General features: G+C 58.5%; 27 protein-coding genes and 1 tRNA gene. 5 read left to right on the top strand and 23 right to left on the bottom strand.

The window, feature by feature from the left end; translation table 11 throughout:
- Positions 1–16: 16 nt before the first annotated feature.
- The 3 genes from coxB to PHW99_RS04475 form a co-directional block, all read right to left on the bottom strand.
- Positions 17–868 (bottom strand): cytochrome c oxidase subunit II, encoded by an 852-nt coding sequence (gene coxB / locus PHW99_RS04485; RefSeq protein ID WP_300174202.1) that lies wholly within the window; start codon positions 866–868, stop codon positions 17–19.
- Positions 869–1,011: 143 nt separating this feature from the next.
- Positions 1,012–1,239, bottom strand: coding sequence for a cytochrome c oxidase subunit II transmembrane domain-containing protein (locus PHW99_RS04480; RefSeq protein ID WP_300174200.1), 228 nt, complete (start codon positions 1,237–1,239; stop codon positions 1,012–1,014).
- Positions 1,236–2,162 carry a biotin synthase gene (locus PHW99_RS04475; protein WP_300174198.1) on the bottom strand — a complete coding sequence of 309 codons (927 nt, stop codon included), beginning with the start codon at positions 2,160–2,162 and terminating at the stop codon, positions 1,236–1,238. The genes PHW99_RS04480 and PHW99_RS04475 overlap by 4 nt, the downstream gene beginning before the upstream one ends.
- Before the next feature lie 36 nt (positions 2,163–2,198).
- Between PHW99_RS04475 and PHW99_RS04470 the strand changes: the two genes are divergently transcribed.
- Complete coding sequence (locus PHW99_RS04470) at positions 2,199–2,912, top strand: ComF family protein (RefSeq protein WP_300174196.1); 714 nt, start codon at positions 2,199–2,201, stop codon at positions 2,910–2,912.
- A 22-nt stretch (positions 2,913–2,934) separates the two neighbouring features.
- Positions 2,935–3,411, top strand: coding sequence for a tRNA (cytidine(34)-2'-O)-methyltransferase (locus PHW99_RS04465; RefSeq protein ID WP_300174194.1), 477 nt, complete (start codon positions 2,935–2,937; stop codon positions 3,409–3,411).
- A 101-nt stretch (positions 3,412–3,512) separates the two neighbouring features.
- Here PHW99_RS04465 and PHW99_RS04460 read toward each other — a convergent pair whose 3' ends face one another.
- The 5 genes from PHW99_RS04460 to PHW99_RS04440 form a co-directional block, all read right to left on the bottom strand.
- Positions 3,513–3,986 carry an NUDIX domain-containing protein gene (locus PHW99_RS04460; RefSeq protein WP_300174192.1) on the bottom strand — a complete coding sequence of 158 codons (474 nt, stop codon included), beginning with the start codon at positions 3,984–3,986 and terminating at the stop codon, positions 3,513–3,515.
- Entirely contained in the window at positions 3,983–4,861 is an 879-nt protein-coding gene (locus tag PHW99_RS04455; RefSeq protein WP_300174190.1) for an ATP-binding protein, read from the bottom strand. The genes PHW99_RS04460 and PHW99_RS04455 overlap by 4 nt, the downstream gene beginning before the upstream one ends.
- A complete protein-coding gene (gene argJ, locus PHW99_RS04450) occupies positions 4,858–6,087 on the bottom strand; it encodes a bifunctional glutamate N-acetyltransferase/amino-acid acetyltransferase ArgJ (RefSeq protein ID WP_300174188.1) in 1,230 nt (409 codons plus the stop codon). Before argJ ends, PHW99_RS04455 begins: the two co-directional genes overlap by 4 nt.
- Positions 6,088–6,166: 79 nt before the next feature.
- The gene (gene secA, locus PHW99_RS04445) at positions 6,167–8,917 is read right to left on the bottom strand and encodes a preprotein translocase subunit SecA (protein WP_300174186.1); all 2,751 of its coding nucleotides are present in this window, start codon (positions 8,915–8,917) and stop codon (positions 6,167–6,169) included.
- Between the two features lie 170 nt (positions 8,918–9,087).
- Positions 9,088–10,074, bottom strand: coding sequence for a M23 family metallopeptidase (locus PHW99_RS04440; RefSeq protein WP_300174184.1), 987 nt, complete (start codon positions 10,072–10,074; stop codon positions 9,088–9,090).
- A 23-nt stretch (positions 10,075–10,097) separates the two neighbouring features.
- Between PHW99_RS04440 and PHW99_RS04435 the strand changes: the two genes are divergently transcribed.
- Positions 10,098–10,406, top strand: coding sequence for a hypothetical protein (locus PHW99_RS04435; protein WP_300174182.1), 309 nt, complete (start codon positions 10,098–10,100; stop codon positions 10,404–10,406).
- A 3-nt stretch (positions 10,407–10,409) separates the two neighbouring features.
- Here the strand turns inward: PHW99_RS04435 and PHW99_RS04430 are convergent.
- The 6 genes from PHW99_RS04430 to petA all read right to left on the bottom strand — a co-directional run bounded on the left by PHW99_RS04430 (position 10,410) and on the right by petA (position 14,588).
- Positions 10,410–10,485 (bottom strand) — tRNA-Thr (locus PHW99_RS04430).
- Between the two features lie 39 nt (positions 10,486–10,524).
- The gene (locus tag PHW99_RS04425; protein ID WP_300174180.1) at positions 10,525–11,049 is read right to left on the bottom strand and encodes a ClpXP protease specificity-enhancing factor; all 525 of its coding nucleotides are present in this window, start codon (positions 11,047–11,049) and stop codon (positions 10,525–10,527) included.
- Between the two features lie 11 nt (positions 11,050–11,060).
- Positions 11,061–11,672, bottom strand: a complete 612-nt coding sequence (locus PHW99_RS04420) for a glutathione S-transferase N-terminal domain-containing protein (RefSeq protein WP_300174178.1) — start codon at positions 11,670–11,672, stop codon at positions 11,061–11,063.
- Positions 11,673–11,773: 101 nt separating this feature from the next.
- Positions 11,774–12,484, bottom strand: a complete 711-nt coding sequence (locus PHW99_RS04415) for a cytochrome c1 (RefSeq protein WP_300174240.1) — start codon at positions 12,482–12,484, stop codon at positions 11,774–11,776.
- A gap of 77 nt (positions 12,485–12,561) precedes the next feature.
- Complete coding sequence (locus tag PHW99_RS04410) at positions 12,562–13,962, bottom strand: cytochrome bc complex cytochrome b subunit (RefSeq protein ID WP_300174176.1); 1,401 nt, start codon at positions 13,960–13,962, stop codon at positions 12,562–12,564.
- A gap of 11 nt (positions 13,963–13,973) precedes the next feature.
- Complete coding sequence (petA, locus tag PHW99_RS04405) at positions 13,974–14,588, bottom strand: ubiquinol-cytochrome c reductase iron-sulfur subunit (RefSeq protein WP_300174174.1); 615 nt, start codon at positions 14,586–14,588, stop codon at positions 13,974–13,976.
- A gap of 172 nt (positions 14,589–14,760) precedes the next feature.
- Here petA and mscL point away from each other — a divergent pair, with 172 nt between their 5' ends.
- A complete protein-coding gene (gene mscL / locus PHW99_RS04400; RefSeq protein ID WP_300174172.1) occupies positions 14,761–15,189 on the top strand; it encodes a large conductance mechanosensitive channel protein MscL in 429 nt (142 codons plus the stop codon).
- A 55-nt stretch (positions 15,190–15,244) separates the two neighbouring features.
- On the opposite strand, the gene pdxA is transcribed toward mscL, so the two are convergent.
- From pdxA to PHW99_RS04385, 3 genes are read right to left on the bottom strand one after another with little or no spacing between them, the layout of a single operon-like run.
- Positions 15,245–16,303 (bottom strand): 4-hydroxythreonine-4-phosphate dehydrogenase PdxA, encoded by a 1,059-nt coding sequence (pdxA, locus tag PHW99_RS04395; protein WP_300174170.1) that lies wholly within the window; start codon positions 16,301–16,303, stop codon positions 15,245–15,247.
- Positions 16,304–16,324: 21 nt separating this feature from the next.
- Positions 16,325–17,083, bottom strand: a complete 759-nt coding sequence (locus tag PHW99_RS04390) for a Nif3-like dinuclear metal center hexameric protein (protein ID WP_300174168.1) — start codon at positions 17,081–17,083, stop codon at positions 16,325–16,327.
- A gap of 42 nt (positions 17,084–17,125) precedes the next feature.
- Positions 17,126–17,416, bottom strand: coding sequence for a hypothetical protein (locus PHW99_RS04385; RefSeq protein ID WP_366913009.1), 291 nt, complete (start codon positions 17,414–17,416; stop codon positions 17,126–17,128).
- Between the two features lie 231 nt (positions 17,417–17,647).
- Between PHW99_RS04385 and PHW99_RS04380 the strand changes: the two genes are divergently transcribed.
- Positions 17,648–18,790 (top strand): trypsin-like peptidase domain-containing protein, encoded by a 1,143-nt coding sequence (locus PHW99_RS04380; protein ID WP_300174164.1) that lies wholly within the window; start codon positions 17,648–17,650, stop codon positions 18,788–18,790.
- A 7-nt stretch (positions 18,791–18,797) separates the two neighbouring features.
- Here the strand turns inward: PHW99_RS04380 and tatC are convergent, their stop codons facing one another.
- From tatC to PHW99_RS04350, 6 genes are all read right to left on the bottom strand, one after another.
- Positions 18,798–19,586 (bottom strand): twin-arginine translocase subunit TatC, encoded by a 789-nt coding sequence (gene tatC / locus PHW99_RS04375; RefSeq protein ID WP_300174162.1) that lies wholly within the window; start codon positions 19,584–19,586, stop codon positions 18,798–18,800.
- Positions 19,586–20,059 (bottom strand): Sec-independent protein translocase protein TatB, encoded by a 474-nt coding sequence (gene tatB, locus PHW99_RS04370; protein WP_300174160.1) that lies wholly within the window; start codon positions 20,057–20,059, stop codon positions 19,586–19,588. Before tatB ends, tatC begins: the two co-directional genes overlap by 1 nt.
- Positions 20,060–20,089: 30 nt before the next feature.
- Positions 20,090–20,329, bottom strand: coding sequence for a Sec-independent protein translocase subunit TatA (gene tatA / locus PHW99_RS04365; protein ID WP_300174158.1), 240 nt, complete (start codon positions 20,327–20,329; stop codon positions 20,090–20,092).
- Between the two features lie 68 nt (positions 20,330–20,397).
- Positions 20,398–20,757, bottom strand: a complete 360-nt coding sequence (locus tag PHW99_RS04360; RefSeq protein ID WP_300174238.1) for a histidine triad nucleotide-binding protein — start codon at positions 20,755–20,757, stop codon at positions 20,398–20,400.
- Between the two features lie 11 nt (positions 20,758–20,768).
- Positions 20,769–21,158 (bottom strand): hypothetical protein, encoded by a 390-nt coding sequence (locus tag PHW99_RS04355; protein ID WP_300174236.1) that lies wholly within the window; start codon positions 21,156–21,158, stop codon positions 20,769–20,771.
- A 31-nt stretch (positions 21,159–21,189) separates the two neighbouring features.
- Positions 21,190–21,576 carry a phosphoribosyl-ATP diphosphatase gene (locus PHW99_RS04350; RefSeq protein ID WP_300174156.1) on the bottom strand — a complete coding sequence of 129 codons (387 nt, stop codon included), beginning with the start codon at positions 21,574–21,576 and terminating at the stop codon, positions 21,190–21,192.
- Positions 21,577–21,579 lie beyond the last annotated feature (3 nt).

Here is a 21,579-nt window from a genome sequence, read left to right as displayed (position 1 = left end):
AACTGATTGCGCAGGCTTATTGAGCCGCTTTGGCCACCACAGCCACTTTGGTCTCGGGCACAGCGGCGGCTGCCACAGGCGCTTTCTTGCTGGCCAGCCACTTGGCAAACTCTTCCGGACTCACAACATTGACCACCACCGGCATGAAGCCGTGTTCCTTGCCACACAACTCTGAACACTGACCACGATAGGTACCAGGCTTATCAACCGTGGCCCAGAACTCGCGCAGAAAACCAGGCACGGCGTCACGTTTAACCCCAAAAGCCGGCACCCACCAGCTGTGAATCACATCATTGGAGGTGGTGATGAAACGCACTTTCTTGCCGGCGGGCAGCACCAGGGGGTTATCCACTTCCAGCAGGTAGTTGGGGGTTTTGGCTGCACCACTGTCAATCTGGTCACGCGGTGTCACCAGACGACTGGAAAAACTCACCCCTTCGGCCGGAAACTCATATTGCCACAGCCACTGGCTACCCGTGACCTTGACCACCAGTTCAGCATCCGTCTTGGTGTCTTCATACATCAATACCGCATGCAGTGCCGGGATGCCAAAAACAATGTAATCAATGAAAAACAGCAAGGCAAACGGCGAAAGCACCCACAGCCACTGCTTGCGGCCGACGGGAGCCGTGAACGTGGCCGCTTTGAACCCGGCAGATTTCCGATGGGTACGAAACGAGTACAGCAACAATCCAAAAACGAGAAAGAACAACACCAGGATCACCACCATCACCAGGTTGTGCATGTGCAGTGTTTCGCGTGCAATCGGGGTCACTGGCTCTGGAAAATTGAAGGCATACCCAGCCCAGGCCGCCACCGACCCCAAAGCAGCCAGAACGCCCAAGCCAAACCTGTACAAACTACGCATATTTCACGGTCCTTCACATCGAGATTTGCAGATCATTTGATCTTTATCAAACGATTCTAGTCGACGAATGGGCTATAGCTGCCCGCAAAGTGATCGGGGAAACCCGATACTTTGGCATCCATGGCCGTGCCAAATCGCTGTGATCAGGGTGTCCAGAACACCCGTGCCGTCGGCCACACCAGCGCCAACACAATCACACAGGGCACGATGGTCCAGGAAATTTCCACCCAAAGCGAACTGTGAAAATTCTCCTGCCCGAGTTTGTCGGCTCGATGATGCCGCCAGGCGGCCACCAACAGGGCCAGGAACGACACGGTAAAAATCAGCAGACAGGCCACCATCAGGGCCCAGCGAAAATTGAATTCGTTCATCTCGGATTTCCCTTGCCGATTTGCGCATGCGCGCGGCTTTGCTGGTGTGGCATGCCGCGGCCGCGCGCCAAAGTGGCGCGCATGTCGTCCAGACTGATTTCACTGTGTGTGCCCACGGTCAATCGGGCAGGCGGCCTGAAAGCATGGCCATAAATCACCTCGAAGGTCAGCTGCAACGGCTGCCGCGCCAACGCCTGCAACAGGTGCTGATGCCAGCGACGCCCGCGCAAGCCAGCAAACCGCCCGACAGACAGATTGCGCCCCAGGCCACGCAGCTCCTGCAGCAAGCGCTCAGGGGTCTCAAAGGTCAGCGTGATGCGTTCCATATCCATCACTGGTTCGGCAAACCCGGCAGACACCAGCATGTCGCCCCAGTCATGCATGTCAGTGAAATCGTGCGCTGGCGCGGGCCACTGCAAGGCCCGGTAAAGCGTCTGCAACTCCTTCAGGGTGTCGGGCCCGAGGCAGGAAAACATCAGGAAACCGTCCACATCGAGGGCCTGATGCCACTGCGCCATCAGCCCCCGGGGATCCGCCACCATGTGCAGCGCCATGTTGGACCACACCATCTGCGCCGGGAGGTCAATCTGGGTCACCACCGGGGTTGGAGCGCGCAACCAGCGTTGTGGCTGCCACCAGGGCAGGCGTAGCGCCAGCCGCGCCTGCGCGGCGCCTGCAACAGAGGACTCCAGGATGGTACAAACGGCCTTGGGATAACGCTGCCGCAACAGTCCATGGGCTTGCCAGCCACCACGCACCGGCTCCCAATGCACCCAGCTGGCGGGTTGTTGCTTGATCCAGTCCAGTCGTTCCTGCATGCGGCGCGCCACTTCCTCATGCAGCCATGGTGATTCGCTGGCCGGCAAATGCCGCCAACGCCGGGCGGCCTGCGAGTCGATGGTGGGGGGCTGAAGATGTGGCATGGGAAAACTTTGGCTGGCCGCGAGTATATTGACTCCATGTTTGCCAAGTTGCTTTCAGGGCTGTTGTCCAACCGTTCGGCGTTGTCCTGGCTGCCCAGCCAGTGCCGGGTGTGTCGTGCCTGGCCGGCGCAGCCAGTGTGTGAAGCCTGCGTCCACCAGTTTGCCCAGCCCCAACAGCGCTGTGAAACCTGCGCGCTGCCACTGCCGGGTGACCGGCGCCGGTGCGGCGCCTGCCTGAAACAGACGCCACCATTGGATCGATGCCTGGCCGCCGTGGCCTATGCCTATCCGTGGTCCAGCTTGATTCAGGACTACAAGTTTCACGCCGAGCCCGGTCTGGTGCGCAGCTTTGCTGCTTTGCTGCGGGCCGCCCCCTGGGTGGAAGCTGAGCTGGAGCAAACCGACCTGCTGCTGCCGATGCCGCTGTCAGCCGCCCGGTTGAAGCAGCGGGGCTACAACCAGGCGCTGCTGCTGGCACGGCAGCTGGCCCCCCACAAAACCAATGCCGATGTCCTGCTGCGGATCAAGGACACCCCGGCACAACACACCCTCAAACGCGCCGAACGGTTGACCGTCCTGAATCACGCTTTTGCCGTGGACCCGCTGCATGTTGCCGAGGTGAAAAACCGGCGGGTGATCCTGGTAGACGATGTGATGACCACTGGTGCCTCGCTCTTCAAGGCGGCCAGTGTGCTCAAGGCAGCGGGTGCCCGCCATGTCACCGGACTGGTGATTGCACGCACCGAGTAGGTCGCTGCGCGACAATGGCGGCATGTTTCATATTGTCCTGGTCGAGCCTGAAATCCCCCCGAATACTGGCAACGTCATCCGTCTGGCGGCCAACACCGGCTGTACCCTGCACCTGGTGGAGCCCCTGGGTTTCTCCATGGATGACAAACACATGCGCCGCGCCGGGCTGGATTACCACGAGTACGCCACCGTCAAGCGCCACGCCGACTGGTCAGCCTTTCTGGCGGCCGAAAAGCCGGCGCCCGAACACCTGTTTGCCCTGACCACGCGAGCCCGACACAGCGTGTTTGACACGCGCTTCGCCCCAGGGGACTTCCTGGTGTTTGGCTCAGAAACCCGAGGACTGAGTGAGACGGTGCGCCAATCTTTTACCCCTGCCGGTGCGATCAAATTGCCCATGGTCGCCGGTCAGCGCAGCCTAAACCTGTCCAACGCCGTGGCCGTGACTGTTTTTGAGGCTTGGCGGCAAAACGGCTTTGCCACGGGCCACATGGCCTGAGGTAGGTGCACCGCCGGGGAAACCGGTGACACTTCGGCGTTTTTCTGGGAATTTATGAAAAACAGGCCCTTAGCCCGCATGAAACAAGCACAAACAGCTATCTAATAGATAGCATCCGAAAAACCGGCATCCGCGGCCAACCATTGCAGCACCGGCACCGTGCCCGGCAGGATCGGCGCCACGGTGACCGGCAAGTGTTGCCAGGCAAAACTTTGCGCCTCGCGCATCTGCAATGCCCCGGTCCAGTCCAGCACCTTGCAAAAATGCAGGCGTACCAGTGCGTGCGGGTAGTCCACCATTTCTTCGCGCCAACGGACGATCTGGCCGATGTGAATACCCAGTTCTTCGTGCAGTTCACGTACCAGCGCCTGCTCCACCGTTTCGCCAGCCTCCAACTTGCCACCGGGGAATTCCCAATACCCGGCATAGACCTTGCCCTGCGGCCGTGAGGTCAGCAAAAACTCGCCATTTGGCTGGATCAGCACCCCCACCGCCACATCCACCACGGGGCGATCCGGTCCACCCAGCCGCGCCTGGTGAGCATCCGCCACCAGAGGGGTCGTCAACGCCGTCATGCCTGGCTGGCGTTCTGACCAGCGTAGTCACGGGCAAACTGGTAAGCCACCCGGCCACTGCGGGCACCACGCTCCAACGCCCAGACCAATGCCTGCGGCCGCGCCGCTTCCACAGCCTGTGAATTGACGCCGAACGAGCTCAACCACTGCGCGACGATGCCCAGGTATTCGTCCTGGCTGAAGGAGTAAAAGCTGACCCACAGGCCAAAACGCTCGGACAAGGAAATTTTTTCTTCCACCCCTTCACCCGGGTGAACCTCGCCGTCCTCACTGTGGGTGTAGCTGAGGTTTTCCTTCATGTACTCAGGCAACAGATGGCGCCGGTTGCTGGTGGCGTAAATCAGTACGTTAGGGGTGGTGGCCGCAACCGAGCCGTCCAGGATCGACTTGAGCGCCTTGTAGCCCGGTTCACCGTCCTCAAAACTCAAATCATCACAAAAAACGATGAATTTCTCGGGCCGCTCTGACACCAGGTCCACGATATCAGGCAGATCCGTCAAATCGGCTTTGTCCACTTCGATCAGGCGCAAGCCCTGGGCCGCATATTCGTTGAGGCAGGCGCGAATCAGTGATGACTTGCCGGTGCCACGGGCGCCGGTCAGCAGCACGTTGTTGGCCAGTTGACCACGCACAAACTGCAGGGTGTTGCGCCGGATTTTTTCTTTTTGTGGCTCGATTTCCTTCAGGTCATCCAGTCGCATGGCCCCCACATGGCGCACCGGCTCCAGACTGCTGCGGCCTGCGCTGCGTTTACGGTAACGGAAGGCGCTGGAGGCCGACCAATCCGGCTGCGCCAGTGGTTGCGGCAGCACCAGCTCAAGGCGCGCCATGAGTTGTTCAGCACGCTGCAACAGGTGGTCAAAGTTGCCACTCATGAGCGGTAATCGGCATTGATGGACACATAGTCGTGGCTCAGGTCACAGGTCCAGACGGTGTCCGACGCGCTGCCACGCCCCAGCAGCACCCGCACGGTGATTTCGCTCTGCTTCATGACGCGTTGACCATCTTCTTCACGATAAGCCGGATGGCGCCCGCCCTGGTGCGCGACAAGAACATCATCAAGGTACAGGTCAATGCCGGCCTGGTCCAGATCGGTGATGCCGGCGTAACCAACCGCCGCCAGAATCCGGCCCAGATTGGGGTCGCTGGCGAAGAATGCGGTCTTGACCAAGGGTGAATGGGCGATGGCATAGGCAACCTGACGGCACTCGGCTTGCGTCCTGCCGCCATCCACCTGGATGGTGATGAACTTGGTGGCACCCTCACCGTCACGCACAATCGCCTGCGCCAGCTTCTTCGCCACATCGAGCATGGCCGCACGCAAGGCCTGACCCGCCGCACTGTCCAGCGAGGTGATCAGGGCGTGGGCCGCGCGGTTGGTGGCGATCAGCACAAACGAGTCATTGGTGGAGGTATCGCCGTCGACCGTGACGCGGTTGAACGAGCCCTCGGCCAGATCGATGGCGAGTTGCTTCATCAGGTCCGGGCTGACACAGGCGTCCGTCGCCATGAAACCCAGCATGGTGGCCATGTTCGGGCGGATCATGCCGGCGCCCTTGCTGATCCCGGTGATGCTGACTTGCACACCGTCAATCAAGACCTGTGCACCAAATGCCTTGGCCACGGTATCGGTGGTCATGATGGCCTCGGCAGCACGCGCCCAGTTGTCGGCACGGGCATCGGCCAGCGCCGCCTCCAGGCCGGCTTCAATGCGGTCGTGTGGCAAGGGCTCCATGATCACCCCGGTCGAAAATGGCAGCACCTGTTCGGGCAGGAGACCAAGCCGGCTGGCCAGCGCCTGACAGGTACTCTTGGCACGCGCCAGACCATCGGCGCCGGTGCCGGCGTTGGCGTTGCCGGTATTGACCAACATGGCACGGATGCCCTGCCCGGCCGCCAGATGCTCGCGACAAACCTGCACCGGCGCAGCACAAAAACGGTTCTGGGTAAACACGCCAGCCACCGAGGCCGCCTCATCCATCAGCACCACCGTCAAATCCTTGCGGTTGGCTTTGCGAATACCGGCTTCGGTCACACCGATACGTACACCGGCAATCGGGAACAGTTCGGCTGGGTTGGGAGCAGTGAGGTTGACAGACATGGTGGGCTTTCAGGAATCAACTCGGAGAAGGATCAGGCAATGAAAAATCGGGCCTGAGCCCGATTTTGAAGGCTGACTTTCAGGCCAGCTTGCCGTGGCATTGTTTGTACTTTTTGCCACTACCGCAAGGACAGGGATCATTGCGGCCAACTCGTGGCACGGTGGCATTTTTAATCACGGTATCGTCATCCACGGTGACCTGAACCTCACCGGTTTCACTGGGTGCACTGTAGGTGACGTTGGCAATGTGCTCACCGCGACTCTCCATTTCTGCTGCAGCCTGTTCGACGGCATCATTGGATTGAATCCGCACCGTCATCAGCACCTTGGTGACCTCGTTCTTGACCGAGTCCAGCATCTGGCCGAACAGTTCAAACGCTTCACGCTTGTATTCCTGCTTGGGCTGCTTCTGGGCATAGCCGCGCAAATGGATACCCTGGCGCAAGTAGTCCAGCGCACTCAGGTGATCACGCCAATGCGTGTCAATACCCTGCAACAACACCATGCGCTCGAACTGGGTGAAGTTGTCAACACCAACCAGCGCGACCTTGGCATCAAACAGCTCATTCGCCTGCGCCCGCACCATCTCCACGATGTCGTGGTCAGTGATGGCACTGGCAGCACTCACTTTTTGTTGCAGCGGCAGTTGGATCTGCCACTCATCAACCAGCACTTTTTCGAGGGCCTTCAGGCTCCATTGCTCTTCGACCGACTCCAGCGGGACATACTGACGAACGATGTCCTCGAAGCAGCCTTCACGCAAGGACTGAATCTGCGCTGACAGGTCCGACGCATCCAGAATCTCATTACGCTGCTGGTAAATCACTTTGCGCTGATCATTGGCCACATCGTCGTACTCCAACAACTGCTTGCGCATGTCGAAGTTACGAGCCTCCACCTTGCGTTGGGCGCTTTCAATGCTGCGTGTCACGATGCCCGCTTCAATCGCCTCACCTTCGGGCATCTTCAGCCGGTCCATGATGGCTTTGACCCGGTCACCGGCAAAGATGCGCATCAAGGAGTCATCCAGACTCAAATAAAAGCGCGACGACCCCGGGTCACCTTGCCGGCCGGAACGGCCACGCAGCTGGTTGTCAATACGGCGCGACTCATGGCGCTCGGTGGCGATGATGCGCAAACCGCCCAGTTTGGTCACCAGCTCATGGTCCTGCGACCATTGAGTGCGCAGGGCCTCGATCTTCTGCTGCTTTTGCGCGGCGTCGAGGGTTTCGTCAGCCTCCATGGCTTCGATGGACTTGCTGATGTTGCCCCCCAGCACGATGTCAGTCCCGCGACCGGCCATGTTGGTCGCAATCGTGATCATCTTGGGTCGGCCAGCCTGTGCCACGATATCGGCTTCGCGGGCATGCTGCTTGGCATTGAGCACCTGGTGCGGCAACTTTTCCTTCTCGAGCAACTGCGAGATGATCTCGGAGTTCTCAATGGAGGTGGTACCAACCAGCACCGGTTGGCCACGCTCGTAACACTCGCGGATGTCCTTGATGGCAGCATCGTATTTCTCGCGGGTGGTCTTGTAGACCCGATCAAGCTGATCGTCACGACGGCTGGGCCGGTTGGGCGGAATGACCACGGTCTCCAGGCCGTAGATTTCCTGAAACTCATAAGCTTCCGTGTCGGCCGTCCCGGTCATGCCGGCCAGCTTGCCATACAGGCGGAAATAGTTCTGGAACGTGATGGACGCCATGGTTTGGTTTTCGGGCTGGATCGCCACCCCCTCCTTGGCCTCCACCGCCTGATGCAAACCATCACTCCAGCGCCGTCCGGTCATCAAGCGACCCGTGAACTCATCCACGATCACAATTTCGCCGGCCTGCACCACGTAATGCTGGTCGCGGTGATAGAGATGCTGCGCGCGCAATGCCGCGTACAAATGGTGCATCAGCGTGATGTTGGCCGGGTCATAGAGGCTCGCCCCTTCGGGGAGCAATCCCATCTCAAACAAGATGCGCTCGGCGTTTTCATGGCCACGCTCGGTCAGGAACACCTGATGACTTTTTTCATCCATCGTGAAGTCACCGGGCTTGGTGATACCTTCGCCAGTGTGCGGATCGGCTTCACCTTCCTGCTTCTCCAGTTGCGGCACGATGAGCTTGATGGCCTGGTACAAATTGGTCTGGTCTTCGGCCTGACCACTGATGATCAAGGGTGTGCGCGCTTCATCAATCAGGATCGAGTCAACCTCGTCGACGATGGCATAGTTCAGGCCGCGCTGTACACGGTCTGCCGCCTCATACACCATGTTGTCGCGCAGATAGTCAAAACCGTATTCGTTGTTGGTGCCGTAGGTGATGTCCGCACGGTAAGCCGCCTGTTTTTCTTCGCGCGGCACGTTGGGCAGGTTGATGCCGACCGTCAAACCCAAAAAGTTGTACAACTTGCCCATCCATTGGGCATCACGACTGGCCAGGTAGTCATTGACGGTCACCACATGAACCCCCTTGCCGGACAAGGCGTTCAAGTACACCGGCAAGGTGGCGGTCAGGGTCTTGCCTTCACCGGTGCCCATTTCGGAAATCTTGCCATAGTGCAGCGACATGCCACCGAGCAACTGCACATCAAAATGGCGCATCTTCATGACACGCTTGGAACCCTCACGCACCACGGCAAACGCTTCCGGCAGCAGTGCATCGAGTGACTCCCCCTGGCTCACCCGTTGTTTGAACTCCTCCGTCTTGGCGCGCAAGGCCTCATCCGAAAGCTGCTCAAAACTGGCCTCCAAAGCATTGATCTTGGCGACAGAATGGCGGTATTTTTTGAGCAGGCGATCATTGCGACTGCCGAAAATTTTGGTGAGAAAGTTGGTGGCCATGAATGCGGGGCGCGCGATGTTTGCCAATCATGGCAAACGTGCAGCACTGTCCTATTTTTACAATCTAACTGAAATGGGGATAAGCGGCATTAACACAAGCCCACACCGGGAAAACCCCTGCGCAGGCTGGAATCGGCGATTTTACCTTTGCGCCGCAGACCGGGAAAAAGTCACTGAGCACCAGGCACGGCAACACGTGGCTTCTGCTCCCCGGGGGAGCGCCCCATGGCTGCCACCTGCACACCAGAAGCCTGCCGCCCGGCTGACAGGAATTTTTGCGGATCCTGAGGGATGCCGCGAACCAGCACTTCAAAATGGAGGTGTGATCCGGTCGAACGCCCGCTGGTCCCGATCTCTGAAATTTTTTGGCCCCGCTTGATCAGGTCGCCCTTTTTGACCAGTATTTTGGACGCATGCGCGTAGCGGGTGATCAGATCATTGCCGTGGTCAATTTCGATCATGTTGCCGTATTCCGGGTGATATTCCTGCACCACCACCACACCACCCGCAGCGGCGAGAACAGGGGTACCGGTCGACGCAGGGAAATCAAGCCCGGTATGCAGGGCCGAGCGGCCCGTGAGTGGATCAAGTCGCCAACCGAAAGCAGACCCCACGTCATGCTGTGCAACCGGCTGTTGCGTCGGGATCATCATGCGTTTCATCTTGAGATCAAACAACTGTGATTCCAGGCCGGTGAAAAAGTCGGTGCGCTGGTCCGTCAAGTGCTCCAGTCCCGTCATGACAGACAGGATTTCCTCCTGCGACAAGGCATGTGAAGCCACCAGAGGACCACCTGACCCCGGCAGCATCTTGGCTGCTGGAGGCGTCATACCGGCCAGTCCAGACACCCGCTCCCCCAAAGATTCCAGCTGGGTCAATTTGGCCTGCATTTCGCCTAACCGGCGAGCCATGACATCCAGATTTTCCCTCAGGAAACGGTCTCGCTGTTCAAAATCATCCTTAGCCACCATTCTGACCAGGGACCCGATCACCGGCCAGCCTTCACGCGCTCCTTTGAGAAATACCCAGTGATACAGGCCAAGCGTGAGTAACATCAGCACAAAAGCACTCAGCACAAACGCCGCGATGAGTTGCCATCCGGTCAGACTGACTGCGCGAGACTTAGCCAGCCAAGCATCCGTCACGATCAATTGCATCTGTTGTTACTCCATCCAAACGCATGAACCTACGCCGACATCAACCCTTTACCCTGCTCCAGGCCAGCCAGAACAACCCAGGATTGGCCAAGCTGATGGCATTACAGGAGGAATCCCGAGACAGGCTCAAGGTCATTGAGCCGCTCATCCCGGCCGCACTACGAAGCCATGTGCAGTGCGGACCGATTGAAGATGGCGTATGGTGCCTGTTACTGAGCAACAACACGACTGCAGCCAAGCTGCGCCAGCTTCTGCCGGACTTTGCCACACGACTGAAGGCCAAGAACCTGGAGGTCAAGGCCATCCGGCTTAAAGTGAACCGGGAAAAATAGAAATGGTGCCGATTGTCGGATTCGAACTGACGACCTACCGCTTACAAGGCGGTTGCTCTACCAACTGAGCTAAATCGGCACTGGGTTTATTTTACATGACTGGAGCCAGTGAAACCTGTTACTTGATCCGTTTCAAAACAGGTTTTGTACCACCAGCAGGTCTTTCAGACGGCGCAACAGGCGAAGTGCTGGCAGACTCTATGCCAACCTCTGCGCCAGCCGCTGTATTCTCGCTCTTGGCCACCGCAAATGCCGGCTTCTGGTCATCTTTTTCAGGCCAAGTTGCGGCCTCAACAGGCGCAAGATCAATTCGGCTGGGTTTGGGAAATGCCATGCCTTGCCCGTTCTCTCTGGCAAAAATGGCAATGACTTGATCCACCGGGACCATGATGTCCCTGGCGACGCCGCCAAAACGTGCCTTGAAAGTAATGTAGTCGTTGCCCAGTTGCAGCCCACCGGTAGCAGTCAACCCGACATTGAGCACAATTTCACCGTCCTTGACGTATTCACGCGGCACCTGGACCGAGTGGTCAACGGCGACTGTGATGTGTGGTGTGTAACCATTGTCACAACACCACTCATGCATCGCCCGTATGAAATAGGGGCGAGTCGACGTTGGCTCGGTTTCTGATGTATCGCTCATGGAACCTTCGCTTACTTGCGCATCACCTTCTCGGACGGCGTCAATGCCTCAATGTAGGCGGGCCTGGAAAAGATGCGTTCGGCGTACTTGAGCAACGGCGCGGCATTCTTGCTGAGTTCAATGCCATAGTAATCCAGACGCCACAGCAGTGGCGCAATGGCCACATCCAGCATCGAAAAACCCTCACCCAGCATGTATTTATTTTTCAAAAACACGGGGGCCAACTGGGTCAAACGATCACGAATGTGAGCCCGCGCCTTTTCCAGCATTTTTTCATTGGACTTGGCCGAACGCGATTCCAGCGTTGACACGTGAACAAACAGCTCTTTCTCGAAATTAAGAAGGAAGAGTCGTACACGAGCCCGATCCACCGGATCACCAGGCATCAACTGAGGGTGGGGAAAACGCTCATCAATGTACTCATTGATGATGTTGGACTCATACAGAATCAGGTCACGTTCCACCAAAATCGGAACCTGCCCATAAGGATTCATCACACTGATATCTTCAGGCTTGTTGTAAAGGTCAACATCCCGGATCTCAAAGTCCATGCCCTTTTCAAAAAGGACAAACCGGCAACGATGAGAAAAAGGACATGTCGTACCCGAATAAAGCACCATCATGGTGGGAACTCCTAAAAAAATAAAAGAGCGGAGGGCTTGTCACCACTCCACTCTGAGCGATTCGGGCCACATCTGAGTGTCACCCGAACTGATGAATACGGTTACTTGATGTCTTTCCAGTAGGCCTTGTTCAGCCGCCAGGTAATGAAAGTAAAACCGGCCAGGAAGATCAAGACCCACAGACCAACACGCTGGCGTGTCGTCTGGACAGGTTCCCCCATCCATTGCAAATAGTTCACCAGATCACCCACCGCCTGATCATACTGAGCCGGCGTCATGGCTCCGGGTGTCACTTGCTCCCAGCCTTTGAACTGCTGTGTTGTTTGACCGTGTGCAGTGACCGCTTCAAACACCGCCTTGCGCTCACCCTGCAGCTCCCATAACGCGTGCGGCATGGCGACATTCGGGAACACCAGATTGTTCCAGCCCGTTTGTTTGGTGTCATCACGGTAGAAGGTGCGCATATAGGTGTACAGATAGTCCGCACCGGTTCCATTGGCACCTGCCCTTGAGCGAGCGATCACGGTCAAATCCGGCGGTGTATTGCCAAACCAAGCCTTGGCCTGGCGAGGATCAATCGACGCCTTCATGGTGTCACCAATCTTGGTATCGGTCAACAGCAGATTGCTCTTGATTTGATCCTGCGTCAAACCAATATCCTGCAGCCGGGTGTAACGCATGAACGCCGCCGAATGGCAATTCAGGCAGTAGTTCACAAACAATTTGGCACCATTTTGCAAGGCACCCATGTCATTGATCCGGTTCGGCGCCTTGTCCCAAGTCGGGCCACCGGTGTTGGCCTGTGCCACCATACTGATCCCGCAGACCAGCAACAGTCCCGACAAAATCTTTTTAGTCAAACCCATGGTTGTCATGAATATTCTCCGAATCAGTGAGCCGTGAAGGTAACGCGGCTCGGCACGGGCTTGAAGGCTCCCAGGCGACTCCACCAGGGCATCAACAAAAAGAAGCCAAAATAAAACAGGGTACCGACCTGAGACACCCGACCACCAATCACTGACGGCGGCAACATACCGAGATAACCCAGCACCAGAAAATCAACGACGAAAACGGCGTACAGGTATTTGTGCCAATCAGGGCGATAACGAATCGACTTCACAGCACTGTTGTCCAACCAGGGCAGGAAGAAAAGAATCACCACGCCACCCCCCATGGCCACAACACCCCAGAACTTGGCGTCAATGGACATCATCATGGCCAGCACCACAACCGCCCCGCCCACAATGATGGCCTTGAACAAAGCAGGCATCTTGACCTTCAGCACAGCCAGACCAGCACCCAGCACCACACACACCATGAGCACATACATCAACTCGGTCGTGACAGCGCGCAGCATGGAGTAGAACGGCGTGAAATACCACACCGGTGCGATGTGCAACGGCGTCTGGAACGGGTCTGCCGGGATAAAGTTGTTGTACTCCAGGAAGTATCCTCCCATCTCAGGCGCAAAAAACACGATGGCCGAGAACACAAACAGGAACACACTGACACCAAAAATGTCGTGCACCGTGTAGTAGGGATGAAACGGCACACCATCCAGAGGAATGCCATTGGCATCTTTGGTAGCTTTGATCTCAACACCATCCGGATTGTTCGAACCCACTTCGTGCAAGGCAATGATGTGCGCCACCACCAAACCCAGCAGCACCAACGGCACAGCGATCACATGGAAGCTGAAGAAGCGATTCAGTGTTGCATCACCCACCACGAAGTCACCACGAATCAGCAACGCCAGATCTGGGCCAATGAAAGGAATGGCCGAGAACAAATTGACGATCACCTGGGCCCCCCAGTAACTCATCTGTCCCCAGGGCAACAAATAACCCATGAAGGCCTCAGCCATCAATGCCAGGAAAATGCCACAGCCAAACAGCCAGACCAGCTCACGCGGCTTGCGATAGCTGCCGTACATCAGACCACGGAACATGTGCAGGTAAACCATCACAAAGAAAGCAGAGGCCCCGGTCGAATGCATGTACCGGATCAACCAGCCCCAAGGCACGTCCCGCATGATGTATTCCACCGAGCCAAACGCCAACGCGGCGTCCGGCTTGTAGTGCATCACCAGGAAAATGCCGGTCACGATCTGGATGACCAGCACCAGCAGCGACAAGGAACCAAAGATGTACCAGACATTGAAGTTCTTGGGCGCGTAGTACTCGCTCATGTGCTCTTTGAAGAGCTTGGACAACGGGAACCGGTTGTCGACCCAGTTAAGGGCTTTCTCAGCCACCGGGGCGTTGGGAGAAATTTCGTGAAATTCAGCCATGTTATGGTTCCTTAGGCTTTCTTATCTTCACCAATGAGCAGCTTGGTGTCCGAGAGATACATGTGCGGCGGCACTTCAAGGTTATCCGGTGCCGGCTTGTTCTTGAACACCCGGCCCGCCATGTCGAAGGTGGAACCGTGGCAGGGGCACAGGAAACCACCTTGCCAGTCATCGGGCAAGGAAGGCTGCGCACCGGTCTGGAACTTGTCTGACGGCGAACAGCCCAGATGGGTACAGATCCCCACCGTCACGAAGAACTCCGGCTTGATCGATCGGGTGGCATTGCGGGCATAAGCCGGCGCCTGCTCCTCAGGTTTGCGCGTCGAATCCGGATCCGCCAATTGACCATCGAGCTTGGGCAGCGCTGCGAGCTGCTCCGGGGTACGCCGCACAATCCAGACCGGCTTACCGCGCCACTCCACCGTCATTTTTTCACCGGGCTTGAGGGCTGAAATGTCAGCTTCAACAGCAGCACCAGCTGCCCTGGCTTTTTCGGAAGGCTGGAAAGAACTGACAAACGGCACCACAGCTGCCGCACCACCAATGGCACCGGCACAGCCTGATGCAATGAGCCAGGTCCGCTTGCTGGCATCAACCGAACCGCTATCGGCAAGAGCTTCACTCATGGGAATCCTCAATGACAAAGACCACAACAGATTACAACTTTTCGATTGTAGCTGAGCTACTTTGTCACGAAACTGACCGCCAGGGCACGGACACGGTCCTCCGGCCCGACATTTCCGCCCCTCTTCCGCGATACTTCACACCCTCTAGCAACCATTTCAGAAAGGAAACCCCATGAGCATGATGACTGAGTTCAAGGAATTCGCGGTCAAAGGCAACGTCATGGACCTCGCGGTCGGGGTCATCATTGGCGGGGCCTTCGGAAAAATCGTCGACTCGGTGGTGAACGACCTGGTGATGCCCGTGGTTGGCAGCATTTTCGGCAAACTCGACTTTTCCAATCTGTTCATCGTCCTGGGCAAGGCCCCCGAAGGCACCGCCATGACACTTGATGCCCTGAAAAAGGCCGGGGTGCCCATTCTGGCTTATGGCAGCTTCATCACGGTGGCGGTCAATTTCACCATTCTGGCCTTCATCATCTTCATGATGATCAAACAGATCAACCGCCTGAAAAAAGCCGCACCGCCAGCGCCTGCAGCTGCACCCGTCACCCCAGAAGACGTGCTCCTGCTGCGCGAAATCAGGGATAACCTCAAGAAATAGCTACTAAAAATATAGCTACATAACCAACAATTATCTGGGCTGAACGGCTGTTTTGTTACGAAGTTTGGCTCAATTGCCGGGCCATGCGGATGGCTTCAATCAGGCTGGCCGCATCAGCCCGCCCCGTGCCGGCAATATCAAAAGCCGTGCCATGGTCCGGGCTGGTCCGCACCAACGGCAAGCCCAGTGTCACATTGACCCCCTTGTCGACCCCCAGGTATTTCACCGGAATCAGGCCCTGATCGTGGTACATCGCCAGCACCACGTCAAATTCACCAGGTTCACCGGCTTTGGCGCGTGCCCGCATGAACACCGTATCAGGCGCCAGCGGTTCACTCACCTGCAGCCCCTGCAAACGCGCAGCAGCCACGGCCGGCCCAATGATGTCCTGCTCCTCGGTACCAAACAAGCCCCCCTCCCCCGCGTGGGGGTTGAGGCCCGCCACGCCGATGCGGGGCGTGCGTCCCAGCACCGCCTGCAATGACCGGTGGGTGATCAACAGGGTTTGCAGCACATTGTCAAACGTCACCGCAGCCAGCGCCGCACGCAGCGACACATGGATGCTGACCAGCACCACGCGCAGCTCGTCGTTGGCCAGCATCATGCGCACCGGCCACTGCGCAATGGATTGACCCGCATGGGCCGCCGCCAGCGACTGCAACAACTCGGTGTGTCCCGGAAAGGTGTCATACGGCGTCCCCGCCAGCGACAACGCGGCCTTGTTCAACGGCGCCGTGACCAGCGCCGCCAACTCACGCCGTAGCGCCGCATTGGCAGCCCACACCACACAATCACCGGCCATTTGCCCGGCACGCGCACTCACCTGCCCAAAAGGCACCGGCGGCAGGCCAGCCAACGCTGCCGATGAGGCGATGGACAAGAGGGGAACACAGCGCGGCGGGCAATGCCAAGCCTCCGCGGCTTCAGACAGCTCTACCACCGGCAGGCGCACCCCGCCGCCGGCCACAACCTGGGCCGCGCGGCGCAGGCTGGCAACGTCCCCCACCACAAAACAGCCCTGCGTCTCTTGCGGGGCGTCACGAAACGCCTTGACGATGATTTCAGGGCCAATGCCAGCAGCGTCCCCCTGGGTGATGGCGATGGGCAATTTCATGGCTGAACTTTCAAATGGCACTCAGGCCGGGTTGTCGATCTCGATGAATTCATGCGCCAGCCCGCATTGGCTGGCCACATGGGCGGCCACCGCCGGCGCGCCGTAACGCTCGCTGGCATGATGGCCACAGGCCAGATACGCCACACCACACTCACGCGCCAGGTGGGCCTGCGGCTCCGACATTTCGCCAGTGATAAAGGCATCGGCACCGGCAGCGATGGCCGCCTCAAAATAGCTCTGCCCACCCCCGCTGCACCAAGCTATCTTTTTAATAGCACCGTCACCCGTATGAACGTGGGCTACAGCCCGGTTTAATACATGACCAAGGTGATCTGCCAGGTCGTGTACCGAGGCAAAGGACTGGCCGTCAGCACGTTCACCGAGCCAACCCAGGTCCTGCTCACCAAAACGGCACTGACCTACCAGCCCGAGTTTCAGGCCAAGCTGGGCGTTGTTGCCCAACTCCGGGTGGGCGTCCAGCGGCAAGTGATAAGCCAGCAGATTGATGTCATGGGCCAGCAACAATGCCAGGCGTTGTTTCATCCAGCCCGTCACGCAGCCGGACTGCCCGCGCCAGAACAGACCATGATGGACAAAAATGGTGTCCGCGCCAGCGGTGATGGCCGCCTCGATCAGTGCCCGACTGGCGGTGACCCCAGAAACGATCTTGCGCACAAATGTTGTGCCTTCGACCTGAAGGCCATTGGGGCCGTAGTCGCGAAAACGCTCAGGCTGCAACAAGCCATCAAAAACTGCCAGAAGTTCATCACGGTGCATCATGGGCCACCATGATAAGGGACGGGCGCCACAGCGAACCGTGCGCTACACCTGTGCCCCCGGGACGTCGGGCGACGGCTGCAGCCGCTCGGCCTGCACATCACAATCACAACCGATACCGGCACCCACCCAACGCCGCGCCGATCGACGCAACAACCACCCCCACCAGAACCCGGCGCCATGCAACCAGGACGGCAGCCGCGCTTGCAGCACCTCCTGCGGCGCCACGATGGCTCCACAACGGTAGATGCCAGCGTCAGCCTGCCAACGCAGAGCCGAACAAGCCCCGCGGCGATGGCCCGACAACAGCACCCCGAGGGGACAGGGTTCCAGCAAACAACAGACACCACAACCATTACAAGCAGCGCCAAGTGCCGGCTTGTCGGGTGCCTGCGGAAAAATATAGAGGGTTGTGCGGGTCTTGGGCATTGAAATCAGGCGCGCCACCTACAATTTAAGTCGAACTGCCGTATTAGCTTGGACCTGTTCGCTGCGCTGGCATCCTGCCAACGGCGGCATCACCTTGATTCAACCTCATTTCTGGGGGCTGCTGCCTCCTCATTGTCCATGAAACGCTTCTGGTTGTTGTTCTCCCAATCGGTCACCGTGTTGCTGGCCGCCTATTTTGTCGTTGGCACGCTCAAGCCTGCCTGGCTGCCGCAACGTGTGAGCAGCGGCTCGGTTGCGGTCATCGAGGCACCGCCAGCGGCTGGGGGTGCCGTGCCGGCAGGAAGTTTCCGGCAGGCAGCACAAAAATCGTCGTCCGCGGTGGTCAGCATCAACACCAGCAAAAATGCCCGCCAGGGTCCGCATGACAACGACCCCTGGTTCCGTTTCTTTTTTGGTGACCAGCAGGACCAGCCCCAGGTCGGCCTGGGCAGCGGTGTGATCGTCAGTGCGGATGGCTATATCCTGACCAATAACCACGTGGTGGAGGGTGCCGACGAGATTGAAGTCATTCTCAACGACAGCCGACGCACCAATGCCAAAATCATCGGCACCGACCCCGATTCGGATCTGGCCGTCCTGAAAATCCAGCTGGATCGCCTACCGGTGATCGTGCTGGGCAACTCCAATACCTTGCAGGTGGGAGACCAGGTGCTGGCCATTGGCAACCCGTTTGGCGTCGGCCAGACCGTGACCAGCGGCATCGTCAGCGCCCTCGGACGCAACCATCTGGGCATCAACACCTTCGAGAACTTCATCCAGACCGATGCCGCCATCAACCCCGGTAACTCGGGTGGTGCACTGGTTGACACCAATGGCAACCTGCTGGGCATCAATACCGCGATTTACTCGCGCTCCGGCGGCAGCATGGGGATTGGATTCGCCATCCCGGTATCAACGGCCAAGATGGTGCTGGAAGGCATTGTGAAAGACGGCCAGGTCACCCGCGGCTGGATCGGTGTCGAACCCGCTGAACTCACCCCCGAGCTGGCCCAGACTTTTGGTGTGGCCGCGACCCAGGGTGTCATCATCACTGGCGTCCTGCAAAACGGACCGGCTGCCAAGGGCGGCATGAAACCTGGCGACGTGGTGACCCGTGTGGCGGGTCAGGAGGTGCACAATGTGGCGGAGCTGTTGACCAGCGTGGCGGCGCTCAAACCCGCAGCAGCGGTGGCCTTTGAAGTCCAGCGCCAGCAAGGCGCAGCCACCTTGCAGATTGCGCCCGGTGTCCGACCCAGACCGCGCCAGCAGCCGGCGCAGTAGGCTTTTCTCAGGAACTGGTGGCAGCATCCTCATCCGGCGCCTTGGTGTGCCGGATGAACACTTGGGCCGCCCAGATGCCAATTTCATACAGCAGGCACATCGGGATCGCCAGCGCCAGCTGGGACACCACGTCGGGCGGGGTCACGATGGCGGCAATGATGAACGCCAGCACGACAAAATAGCCCCGAAAATCCTTGAGCTTCTGGATGCTGAAAATGCCCATGCGAGCCAGCACCACCACCACCACCGGCACTTCAAACGCCAGGCCAAATGCCAGAAACATCGACAGCACAAAACTCAGGTAAGCCTCGATGTCCGGTGACGCCGTGATGCTTTTGGGGGCAAAACTCTGGATGAACGCAAACACGCGGCCGAACACAAAAAAGTAGCAAAAGGCCACCCCGACAAAAAACAGCAGCGTGCTGGACACCACCAGCGGCAACACCAGCTTTTTTTCATGGGAATACAGGCCAGGCGCCACAAAGGCCCACAACTGGTACAACACCACCGGCAAGGCAATCAGGAACGCCGTCATCAGCATCACCTTGAGCGGCACCATGAAGGGGGAAATGACCGAGGTGGCAATCAGTGTGGCCCCGGCCGGCAGATGCGCCACCAGTGGCGCCGCCAGCATGTCATACAGCGCCCCGGGGCCAGGGTACAAGGCCAAGGCCACCGCCACCACGGCAATGGCGATGAAGGCCTTGACCAGGCGATCACGCAACTCCACCAGGTGTTGCACAAACGGCTGCTCGGTGCCGGCCAACTCGTCTTCTTTTTGGGAGGAATCTGTCATTAACTTGATTTGGTCGGTCGAAAGCGCGCCACCCGGGCGGCCCCCGACAAAGCCTTGGTACGCACGCCGGCGCGGGCCTTGTACCAGTTCGGCATGGCGCCCTGTTTCAAGCGCCAGTTTTTCTTGGGATGACGGTATTCGGGTACGGGCTCAGACAAGCTGGGACGGTAGTCGGCAATGCCTTCCGATGCCGTGGCCGTCGCCTCGGCCCACGATTTTTCAAAGTCGGCCGCATTGGTCTGGATCGACTGCTGCACGTCCTGCGCCGCGTCTTCCACCGTCTGCTTCATCTTCTTGAGCTCATCGAGCTCCATGGCACGGTTGACTTCGGCCTTGACATCACCCACGTAACGTTGCGCCTTGCCAATCAGGGTGCCCACGGTACGGGCCACCCGCGGCAGTTTCTCCGGCCCGATCACGATCAGCGCCACCGCGCCAATCATGGCCAGCTTGGAAATACCCAGATCAATCATGCCAACCCTGTGTCCAACCAGTCAGGGGCATCAGGACTTCTGCTTGGCTTCCACGTCGATCGTGGTTTTTTCAGCCGGTTTGGCGGCCGCGACCTGGGACGGCTCGGCCGGTTTGTCTTCAGCCGATGCACCACCGTCCTTCATGCCTTCCTTGAAACCCTTGACCGCACCGCCAAGGTCACTGCCCAGGTTTTTGAGCTTTTTGGTGCCAAACACCATGACGACGATCAGCAGAACGATCAGCCAGTGCCAGATAGAAAAAGAACCCATCGTGAATCTCCTAACGAATATTGAAATTTTAGACGGGCAAGTGCTGCGTCTGTACCCAACGCCGCGGATTATCCCCGCAACCAGGGACGCGGGCCACCCATGACATGAATATGCAGGTGGTGCACCTCCTGCCCACCCTCGGCACCCGTGTTGCTGAGCATGCGAAATCCCCCCGCCGGGTAAGGATTACAACCCTCCAGCAGCGCCAACTTTGGCACCAGCACCATCATGCGTCCCATCATCGCCGCATGGGCATCGGTGAGTTGGGCCATGGACGCGATATGCTGTTTGGGAATCAGCAGAAAGTGCACCGGTGCCCAGGGATGAATGTCATGGAAGGCATACAACTCGTCGTCCTGGTACACCATCCTGGACGGAATCTTGCCCGCCACAATCTTGCAAAACAGACAATCGGGGTCCGTGTGCAACGCAAGTTCACTCATGTCGGCAACTCCATCGGCAAGCCCTTGTTCATGCGTACCATGCCACTGACGATACGGTACAGGAACCAGACTGAAATCAACAACCAGGCGATCCAACCTGGCACCAAAAACAACGCCCACAGCGGCGCGGTCACCAGATACAGCAACGCCGCGATGATGACCGTGCGGATGCGCCAGCGAAAGTGGGAAGCGTGCCAAGTCCCCTGGGCGTCATCACGCTTCACCAGATCCAGCACCAGGGCCGCCACCAGCAGCACCGGGCCGAACTGGCCGCCCGGGATCAGCGCCCCCACCGCCACGATCAGATGCAGCACATAACTGATGGTGCCGACGGTGTTCAGCGCATTGAGACGCTCCAGCGCCACGCGGTCCACAGACGCCTGCATCCGCTCCTGCTGCGTGTCATCTTCAGTCATGTCATCCTCCAGATGAATCACCCTCACGCGCCAGTACCTTGCGCATGGCTTTTTCTTCCAGACCACTGGTGCCCTCGCGCCGCTGCAGTTCCGCCACCACGTCCGCCGGACTCAAGCCGTAATGCGCCAGCGCCACCATGCTGTGAAACCACAGATCGGCCACTTCATAAACAATCTTGGCCTTGTCACCGCCGTGGTCGGCATCCTTGGCGGCCATGACCACTTCAGTGGCTTCCTCACCTATTTTTTTCAGGAAGGCATCCGGCCCCTTGTGCAGCAGACGCGCCACATAACTGGCCTGCGGGTCGCCACCACGCGCCGGCAGGCGGCTCTCGATCACCGCCGCCAACGCGGCCAGGGCATCAGGACAGGAAGGGCTTGCGGGCATGTT

The sequence above is a fragment of the Rhodoferax sp. genome (assembly GCF_028689305.1).
Classification (GTDB): Bacteria; Pseudomonadota; Gammaproteobacteria; order Burkholderiales; family Burkholderiaceae_C; genus Rhodoferax.
The sequence above is the reverse complement of the archived record's forward strand: the minus strand, read 5'-3'. Positions and strand labels throughout refer to the sequence as shown.

Excerpts from the sequence above, each read along its gene's own strand:
- coxB (WP_300174202.1), bottom strand. The coding sequence starts at position 868 with ATGCGTAGTTTGTACAGGTTTGGCTTGGGCGTTCTGGCTGCTTTGGGG.
- PHW99_RS04480 (WP_300174200.1), bottom strand. The coding sequence starts at position 1,239 with ATGAACGAATTCAATTTTCGCTGGGCCCTGATGGTGGCCTGTCTGCTG.
- PHW99_RS04475 (WP_300174198.1), bottom strand. The coding sequence starts at position 2,162 with ATGCCACATCTTCAGCCCCCCACCATCGACTCGCAGGCCGCCCGGCGT.
- PHW99_RS04470 (WP_300174196.1), top strand. The coding sequence starts at position 2,199 with ATGTTTGCCAAGTTGCTTTCAGGGCTGTTGTCCAACCGTTCGGCGTTG.
- PHW99_RS04465 (WP_300174194.1), top strand. The coding sequence starts at position 2,935 with ATGTTTCATATTGTCCTGGTCGAGCCTGAAATCCCCCCGAATACTGGC.
- PHW99_RS04460 (WP_300174192.1), bottom strand. The coding sequence starts at position 3,986 with ATGACGGCGTTGACGACCCCTCTGGTGGCGGATGCTCACCAGGCGCGG.
- PHW99_RS04455 (WP_300174190.1), bottom strand. The coding sequence starts at position 4,861 with ATGAGTGGCAACTTTGACCACCTGTTGCAGCGTGCTGAACAACTCATG.
- argJ (WP_300174188.1), bottom strand. The coding sequence starts at position 6,087 with ATGTCTGTCAACCTCACTGCTCCCAACCCAGCCGAACTGTTCCCGATT.
- secA (WP_300174186.1), bottom strand. The coding sequence starts at position 8,917 with ATGGCCACCAACTTTCTCACCAAAATTTTCGGCAGTCGCAATGATCGC.
- PHW99_RS04440 (WP_300174184.1), bottom strand. The coding sequence starts at position 10,074 with ATGCAATTGATCGTGACGGATGCTTGGCTGGCTAAGTCTCGCGCAGTC.
- PHW99_RS04435 (WP_300174182.1), top strand. The coding sequence starts at position 10,098 with ATGAACCTACGCCGACATCAACCCTTTACCCTGCTCCAGGCCAGCCAG.
- PHW99_RS04425 (WP_300174180.1), bottom strand. The coding sequence starts at position 11,049 with ATGAGCGATACATCAGAAACCGAGCCAACGTCGACTCGCCCCTATTTC.
- PHW99_RS04420 (WP_300174178.1), bottom strand. The coding sequence starts at position 11,672 with ATGATGGTGCTTTATTCGGGTACGACATGTCCTTTTTCTCATCGTTGC.
- PHW99_RS04415 (WP_300174240.1), bottom strand. The coding sequence starts at position 12,484 with ATGGTGGCACAGGCCAACACCGGTGGCCCGACTTGGGACAAGGCGCCG.
- PHW99_RS04410 (WP_300174176.1), bottom strand. The coding sequence starts at position 13,962 with ATGGCTGAATTTCACGAAATTTCTCCCAACGCCCCGGTGGCTGAGAAA.
- petA (WP_300174174.1), bottom strand. The coding sequence starts at position 14,588 with ATGAGTGAAGCTCTTGCCGATAGCGGTTCGGTTGATGCCAGCAAGCGG.
- mscL (WP_300174172.1), top strand. The coding sequence starts at position 14,761 with ATGAGCATGATGACTGAGTTCAAGGAATTCGCGGTCAAAGGCAACGTC.
- pdxA (WP_300174170.1), bottom strand. The coding sequence starts at position 16,303 with ATGAAATTGCCCATCGCCATCACCCAGGGGGACGCTGCTGGCATTGGC.
- PHW99_RS04390 (WP_300174168.1), bottom strand. The coding sequence starts at position 17,083 with ATGATGCACCGTGATGAACTTCTGGCAGTTTTTGATGGCTTGTTGCAG.
- PHW99_RS04380 (WP_300174164.1), top strand. The coding sequence starts at position 17,648 with ATGAAACGCTTCTGGTTGTTGTTCTCCCAATCGGTCACCGTGTTGCTG.
- tatC (WP_300174162.1), bottom strand. The coding sequence starts at position 19,586 with ATGACAGATTCCTCCCAAAAAGAAGACGAGTTGGCCGGCACCGAGCAG.
- tatB (WP_300174160.1), bottom strand. The coding sequence starts at position 20,059 with ATGATTGATCTGGGTATTTCCAAGCTGGCCATGATTGGCGCGGTGGCG.
- tatA (WP_300174158.1), bottom strand. The coding sequence starts at position 20,329 with ATGGGTTCTTTTTCTATCTGGCACTGGCTGATCGTTCTGCTGATCGTC.
- PHW99_RS04355 (WP_300174236.1), bottom strand. The coding sequence starts at position 21,158 with ATGCAGGCGTCTGTGGACCGCGTGGCGCTGGAGCGTCTCAATGCGCTG.
- PHW99_RS04350 (WP_300174156.1), bottom strand. The coding sequence starts at position 21,576 with ATGCCCGCAAGCCCTTCCTGTCCTGATGCCCTGGCCGCGTTGGCGGCG.